Source organism: Nocardia sp. NPDC004722, assembly GCF_053601505.1.
Map to the genome: position 1 here is coordinate 1 of NZ_JBSGBY010000475.1, position 6,751 is coordinate 6,751.

The 6,751-nt window shown below is 70.3% G+C and carries 3 protein-coding genes and 2 pseudogenes; 2 read left to right on the forward strand and 3 right to left on the reverse strand.

All coding sequences use genetic code 11. From position 1 onward, the window contains the following. Window positions 1–152: pseudogene (locus tag ACWELQ_RS33715) on the reverse strand (Fpg/Nei family DNA glycosylase); the annotation flags it as partial. Window positions 153–158: 6 nt separating this feature from the next. Then, on the reverse strand, window positions 159–5,027 hold the full coding sequence (locus tag ACWELQ_RS33720; RefSeq protein WP_452401080.1) for an ATP-dependent helicase: 4,869 nt from the start codon (window positions 5,025–5,027) through the stop codon (window positions 159–161). A 152-nt stretch (window positions 5,028–5,179) separates the two neighbouring features. Here ACWELQ_RS33720 and ACWELQ_RS33725 point away from each other — a divergent pair, with 152 nt between their 5' ends. Then, on the forward strand, window positions 5,180–5,722 hold the full coding sequence (locus ACWELQ_RS33725; RefSeq protein ID WP_452401081.1) for a histidine phosphatase family protein: 543 nt from the start codon (window positions 5,180–5,182) through the stop codon (window positions 5,720–5,722). On the opposite strand, the gene ACWELQ_RS33730 is transcribed toward ACWELQ_RS33725, so the two are convergent. Next, the gene (locus ACWELQ_RS33730) at window positions 5,676–6,317 is read right to left on the reverse strand and encodes a TetR/AcrR family transcriptional regulator (RefSeq protein WP_452401082.1); all 642 of its coding nucleotides are present in this window, start codon (window positions 6,315–6,317) and stop codon (window positions 5,676–5,678) included. The genes ACWELQ_RS33725 and ACWELQ_RS33730 overlap by 47 nt on opposite strands. Window positions 6,318–6,386: 69 nt before the next feature. Between ACWELQ_RS33730 and ACWELQ_RS33735 the strand changes: the two are divergent. Further along, window positions 6,387–6,751 (forward strand): annotated as a pseudogene (locus ACWELQ_RS33735) (hypothetical protein); the annotation flags it as partial.

Consider the following 6,751-nt stretch of genomic DNA (forward strand, 5'->3'; position numbering starts at 1 on the left):
TTGCCGTAGGTGCCTACGCTGTCGACGGGTTGGCCCTTCAGGTCGAGGGTGGCGTAGCGCGGGACTCGGAAGTCGCTGCGGGTGAGTTCCTTGCCTGCCAAGGCTTTTCGGAGGCGGGCGGCGGCGAGGAAGACGGTGTCACCTTCCGGCATGGCGGCTCACGGTCGGCCTCGGAGGCGGAAACCCTTGGGGGTGGCGGCGAAACCGGCCTCGGTGAGGAAACCGGCGAAGGTGTTGCCGTGCACGGACTCTCCGTTCACGCGGTCGATGACCAGGGAGTCGACGCGGCGGTCGTGGACGAGGGCGGCCAGGGCGGTGGCGGCCGCGGTGCGGATCGCCGGGTCCTCGCTGAAGGTGAGCAGGGTTTTGCCGCCGCGTTCCAGGTAGAGGGCCAGCTCGCCCTCGACCAGGACGACCAGGGCTCCCGCCTTGCGGCCCGGCCGGTGCCCGGCACCCTCGGCGGCGGCCTTGGGCCAGGGGAGCGCCGCGCCATAGGGATTGGCCGGATCACAGGCGGCCAGCGCCACGGCCTTGCCGACCGGGTCGGCGGAGAACCCGTCGCCGGCGCGGGTGCGGTCGGTGTCGAAGGACCGTAGTCGATCCACCACATCCGTGGTCGAGAACTGCGCGCCGCCCAGGGAATCCACGAAGTAGCCGCGTCGGCAGCGGCCGCGATCCTCGAATTCGGTGAGCACCCGGTACATGAGGGCGAACCCGCCGGGCACGCCCTCGCTCTGCACCGAGCCGCGGGTCAGCACCCCGTACCGCTCCAGCAGCACGTCGGCGGTGGCGTGCGCGCGAATCGTATTGTCGGCCACCCGCTCCGGGAGCAGCGACCAGCGCCCGGCCACCTGCGGTGACGAGGTGCGGGCGGGCATGCCGGTGCGTGGCAGGTACATTCGCCCGCGCGGGGCGCGTCGGGGCGTGCGATGCGCGGTCGTGGTGCGGGTCGTCCCGGCCAGCAGGGCCCGGACGGGTGCGAAGGTGTCGCCGCCGATGTGCCCGGCCCACACCAGATCCCACAGCGCGGCCGTCACCGCGGTCTCGTCCTCGCCCTCCGCGCCGTCGAGAAGCTGACGGAAGAAGTACGCGCCGCCGGTGCTGCCCGCCACCACCTGGTACTCGCCCTTCGGTAGAGCGGTGTTCGCCGGATCACTGTCGTCGCGCGCCCCGGAGTCCACGGTGCCGCCGATCACGGTGGCCCCCAACGCCGTCAGCAGCGCGATATGCCGTTCGGTCAGATCGATATCGTCCGGCGGCGGCAACGTCAGCCCCGCCCCCTCGGCCGGGTGCAGAGCGATCCACCCGTCCTTGGCCGTGATCGACCCGTGCCCGGACCAGATCACCTCCCCGGTCGCCATCAACTCGTCGAGCATGGCGGGGGAGTAGTCGCGCACCCGCGACGGCAGGATCAGCGACTCCCAGGCCGACGCCGGAATCGGCACGCCCGCAAGCTGTTCCACCACCGCCGCGACACCGTCCACGCCACGCAGCTCCCCGCTGCCGACGTGCTGCCAGGACGGCAGGAACCGACCCAGCGCGGCGGTCGCTACCGGCTCGACCTCCTTGCGGGCGGCGGCCAGCGAGCGACGGCGCAACCGGCGCAGCACCTCGCTGTCACACCATTCCGACCCTGCCGAGCCGGGCGTGAATTCGCCTTCCACGACCCGTTTCTCGACGCTCAGGCGATGCAGCGCGGTCGCCGCCACGGCCGGACCCAGCCCGAACCGATGCGCCACGGCGGTCAGCGTGAACGGCCCGTGCGTGCGCGCGTACCGCCCGATGAGGTCGCCCAGCGGATCGGCGACCGGCTCGATGAACGCGGCCGGAACCCCGATCGGCAGCGGCACCCCCAGCGCGTCCCGCAGTCGTGAGGCATCCTCGATGGCCACCCACCACCGCGAGCCCGCGAACGAAACCTCCAGCGCCCGATGCGCTTTCACCAGCTCCGCGAACCACTCGGCAGGATCCGCCACACATCGCTCACCCGCCTCCGCGGCGGTGATCGGCCCGAGTAGCCGCAGCAGATCCGCCAGCCCCTCCAGGTCCCGCGCGTGCCGTTCGGGCGTGAGCCGCTGTAGTTCCCGCTCGGTCTGCTCGAGCACCGCCGCGTCCAGGAGCTCCCGCAGCTCGACCCGCCCCAGCAACTCCGCCAGCAGGCTCGAATCCAGCGACAGGGCCGCCGCTCGCCGCTCTGCCAGCGGAGAGTCGCCCTCGTACATGAACTGCCCGATGTAGTCGAACAGCAGCGAATTCGCGAACGGGGACGGCGTGGCCGTCTCCACCTCGACGAGCCGCACCTGCCGCCGCGCCACCCGACCCAGCAGCTCCCGCAGCGACGGCAGGTCGTACACGTCTTGCAGGCACTCGCGCGCCGTCTCGAGCAGGATCGGGAAATCCGGGAACTTGCGCGCCACATCGAGTAGTTGCGCCGCCCGCTGCCGCTGCTGCCACAGCGGGGCCCGCTTGCCCGGATCACGCCGCGGCAGCAGCAGCGCTCGTGCCGCGCACTCCCGGAACCGGGACGCGAAAAGCGCCGAGCCGCCGACCTGTTCGGTCACCAGATCATCGATCTCATCGGTCTCGAAGACGAACAACTCCGCCCCGGGCGGGTCATCGGTGGTGTCGGGCAGCCGCACCACGATCCCGTCATCCGAGGGCGTCGGCGCGGCATCCACCCCGAACCGCTCCCGCAAGCGCGCCCCCACCGCCAGCGCCCACGGCGCGTGCACCGGCAGCCCGTACGGCGAATGCAACACCACCCGCCAGTCGCCCAGTTCATCCCGGAACCGCTCGACCACCAGCGTCTTGTCGGTCGGCAACTGGCCGGTCGCCTCCCGCTGCTCGGCCAGCAGCGACACCAGATTTCCGGTCGCGTTGGCGTCCAGCCCCGCCGCCCGAGACACCCGCTCCAGCTCGGTCTCGGCCTCTCCTGCCGAGGCTCCAGCCTTGCCCGAGGTCGCTTTCGTCTTGCCCGCACGGCTTTTCGCCTTGTCCGCACGGCCTTTCGCCTTGTCCGTGGCTTTCGCCTTGTCGCCGGACTTCGTGGCCACGCCGCTCCCGGCTCGGGGCTGCTCGTCTCGTCCCTCCGCGAATTCCTGGAGGGCGGTCGCCAGGCCGATCGGATCGGCTCCCGCGGCCCGCGTCGCGGTTTTTCCCTCCGCGCGGTGCAGATCCACCGCCTGGCCCGCGAGGCGTACGAATTCGCCCAGCGCCGCACCCAATTCGGCGGGACGACCGAGGGAATCGCCGTGCCAGAAGGGGAGTCGGCCGGGCTGGCCGAAGGCCGGGGTCACCAGCACCCGGTCGAAGGTGATCTCCTCGATGCGCCAGCTGGTCGCGCCCAGGGCGAAAACGTCGCCGACACGGGATTCGTAGACCATCTCCTCATCGAGTTCACCGACGCGGGAAGCCTTTTCGCCCACCATGAAGACCGGGAACAGCCCGCGGTCCGGAATCGCGCCACCGGAGGTGACGGCGAGTCGTTGTGCGCCCGGGCGGCCGGTCAGGGTGCCCGCGTCGCGGTCCCAGACGATGCGCGGCCGCAGTTCGGCGAACTCGTCGGACGGATAGCGGCCCGCGAGCAGATCCAGCACCGACTCGTAGGCCGAACGGGGCAGCGCCGCATAGCTTCCCGTGGCCCGCACGGTGTCGAACCAGGCGTCGGCGTCGATCGGCTCGAGCGCGCACGCCGCCACCGTCTGCTGGGCGAGGATGTCGAGGGGATGGGCCGGGACCTGGAGTTCCTCGATCTGCCCGGCCGTCATACGCATCGACGCCACCGCGCAGTGCACCACATCGGTGCGATGCTTGGGGAAGATGACCCCGCGCGAGATCTCACCCACCTGGTGCCCGGCGCGCCCCACCCGCTGCAACCCCGAGGCCACCGACGGTGGGGCCTCCACCTGCACCACCAGTTCCACCGCACCCATATCGATGCCGAGTTCGAGACTGCTGGTGGCGACCACGCACCGCAGCCGCCCGCTCTTGAGGTCGTCCTCGATCAGCGCCCGCTGCTCCTTGCTCACCGACCCGTGGTGGGCGCGCGCCAAAAGCGTTGTCGCACCGTGAATCACCTCGGTGGACGCCCCCAACTGGGCGGGCGGCTTGTGCTCGGTGTCCACCGCCTCCCCGAGCCGCGCCGCGTACGCCTCGTTCAAGCGCGCGGTGAGCCGTTCGGACAGTCGCCGCGAATTGGCGAACACGATCGAGGACCGATGCTCGAGCACCAGATCCACGATGGCCTCGTCTACGTGCGGCCAGATCGAGCCCGGTTGATCCGAATCCTCCTGCCCCGCATCGGGTTCGGTCATATCCGCGACCGGCACCCGCACCGACAGGTCGAAGGTCTTGGGCGCGGGCGGCGCGACGATGGTGATGGGCGCGCTGCCGACCAGGAATCTGCCCACCTCCGCGGGTGGCCGCACGGTCGCCGACAGCCCGATGCGCTGCGCGGGCTTTTCGGTGAGCCGATCCAGCCGCGCCAGCGAAAGCGCCAGGTGGGCACCGCGTTTGGACCCGGCGATGGCGTGCACCTCGTCCACGATCACCGTACGCACCTCGCTGAGCGACTCCCGCGCCGCCGAGGTCAGCATGAGGAACAGCGATTCCGGCGTGGTGATCAGAATGTCCGGCGGCGTGCGCTGCATGCTCCGCCGATCCGCGGCACTGGTGTCCCCCGACCGCACCCCCACCCGAATCTCGGGCGCGTCCACCCCCAGCCGCTTGGCCGTCTGCGTGACACCCACCAGCGGCGCCCGCAGATTCCGCTCCACATCCACCGCCAGCGTCTTGAGCGGAGAGATATAGAGCACCGAGGTCTTGCGAGGCCCCTCGACCGGTTCCCGCGTCGCCAGCCGATCGATGGCCCACAGGAAGGCCGACAGCGTCTTGCCCGAGCCGGTGGGCGCGATCACCAGCGTGTGCTGCCCCGCCGCGATCGATTCCCACGCCCCCAGCTGTGCGGCCGTGGGCGCGGGAAACGCGCCGTCGAACCACTCTCTGGTCGCGGGGGAGAACCGATCCATCGCCCCAGTCTGCACCCGCCCACCGACAGAGTTCGCGAACCGGCCCCTATCGGATGGTTCTCCCGGCATGTCCGATTCACGGGCTGGAGGGGGTGAGCGAAGACCGAGCAATCGGGGGTACGCCCCTGGTCCCCGCGCGTAGGCTTCCGTCCGTGCAGAAGGTGCTCCGACTCGATCTTGTCAGTCACGGCATGACAGAGGCGATGCGCAAGGCACGTTTTCCCGTCGACGAACCACTCACGGAGGCAGGCCGCCGCTCGGCCACGGCCTGTGGCCGGTTGAGTGCCGCGCGGGTCATCACCGCGCCCGAGCGCCGCACGGTCGAGACCGCCACCCTGATGGGACTCACGGGCGACGAGGACGATCGACTACGCGATCTGGACGCCGGAGCCTGGCGCGGTGGCGAACTCATGTCGGTCCCCAAGGAGGACCTCTACCTCTGGCTCACCGATCCGGGCTATCGCGGCCACGGCGGCGAGGCCGTGGTCGATGTCATCGAGCGCACCGGCGAATGGCTCGCCGATATCGCCCTCGACGGTGAGCCCACCATCGCCATCACGCACCCGGCCGTCATCCGCGCCGCCCTGCTGGTCACCCTCGACGCGCCCGCGAAGTCGTTCTGGCGCATCGACGTTCCCCCGGTCAGCGTCACCCGATTGCAGTATCGCGGGGAATGGACCCTGAACTTCCGTTGACAGGCACGGCCGCTGCCAGCATGGCCTGCACCGCATCGGTGATCAGGCGCGCGGAGATGCCCGGGTCCAGGGCCCGCTGAATGCCCAGGCCCAGACCGAGACTCAGGATCGTGGTGGCCGAGTCCTCCGCTGACATCGGCAGCACCACACCCATGGAGTCGGCCAGCGCCTGCAACTGGGCGGCCGCGGCCCCGCGCATCGCGCTGAGGCTGGAAACCAGTGCGGCCTGCAGGTCGGCGTCGTCGCGGGCGACGATGGCGAACTCGAATTCCAGCAGCGTCCACCCGACATCGCCGAGTGTGCGTTCGGCCCAGCTCTGGAAGCGCTCCATCCGATCCTCGAGCGCGTCCTCACCGGCGAGCAGACCGCTCAGCTCGGAGAACTTGCTCTCGTGGATGAGCTCGAGCACCTCGAGGCAGAGCGCCGACTTGGTCTTGAAATTGGAATAGACCGCCCCCTTGGAGTACCCGGCCTCTTCGGCGACTTTTTCCAGGCTGGTCCTGGCGTACCCGTCCCGCAGGAACATCTCGCGTGCGGTGGCGAGCAGGTCCGCGCGGGTGCGGGCCTGGCTCTCGGGCCTGGTCATTCGTGCCATGGCCACGATTCTATGTACTGAAAGATTTGGGATACCGTCGGTATGTGAATACTGCTAGTGTTCGAAACCATGAGTAACAGGAACGGGCCACAGCGACGTGGCCTCGCCATCGGCTGCGGCGGCACCGTCGGCATGGCCTGGATCGTCGCCGCGCTGGCCGCGACGCGGGACGTGCTGGACTGGGATCCGCGCACCGCCGACGTCATGATCGGCACCTCCGCCGGTGCGGAAACCCTCACCATGCTCGGCAGCGGCGTCGGCGTCGACGACCTGATCGCCATGCAGCGCGGCACCTCCACCGACCCGATCCTCACCGACCACATGCGCGCGGAGCCCGGTCGATTCCCGCCGCTGCCCCGCCCGCCCCGCCAGCAGCGCGCCCTGCTGTCCGCGCACGCCGACTACACCGCGCTCGGCACCGCCCTGTTCATGAC

Bases quoted from the DNA above. Each gene is read 5' to 3' on its own strand.
- ACWELQ_RS33730 (WP_452401082.1), bottom strand. From the start codon at position 6,317: ATGGCACGAATGACCAGGCCCGAGAGCCAGGCCCGCACCCGCGCGGAC.
- ACWELQ_RS33720 (WP_452401080.1), bottom strand. From the start codon at position 5,027: ATGGATCGGTTCTCCCCCGCGACCAGAGAGTGGTTCGACGGCGCGTTT.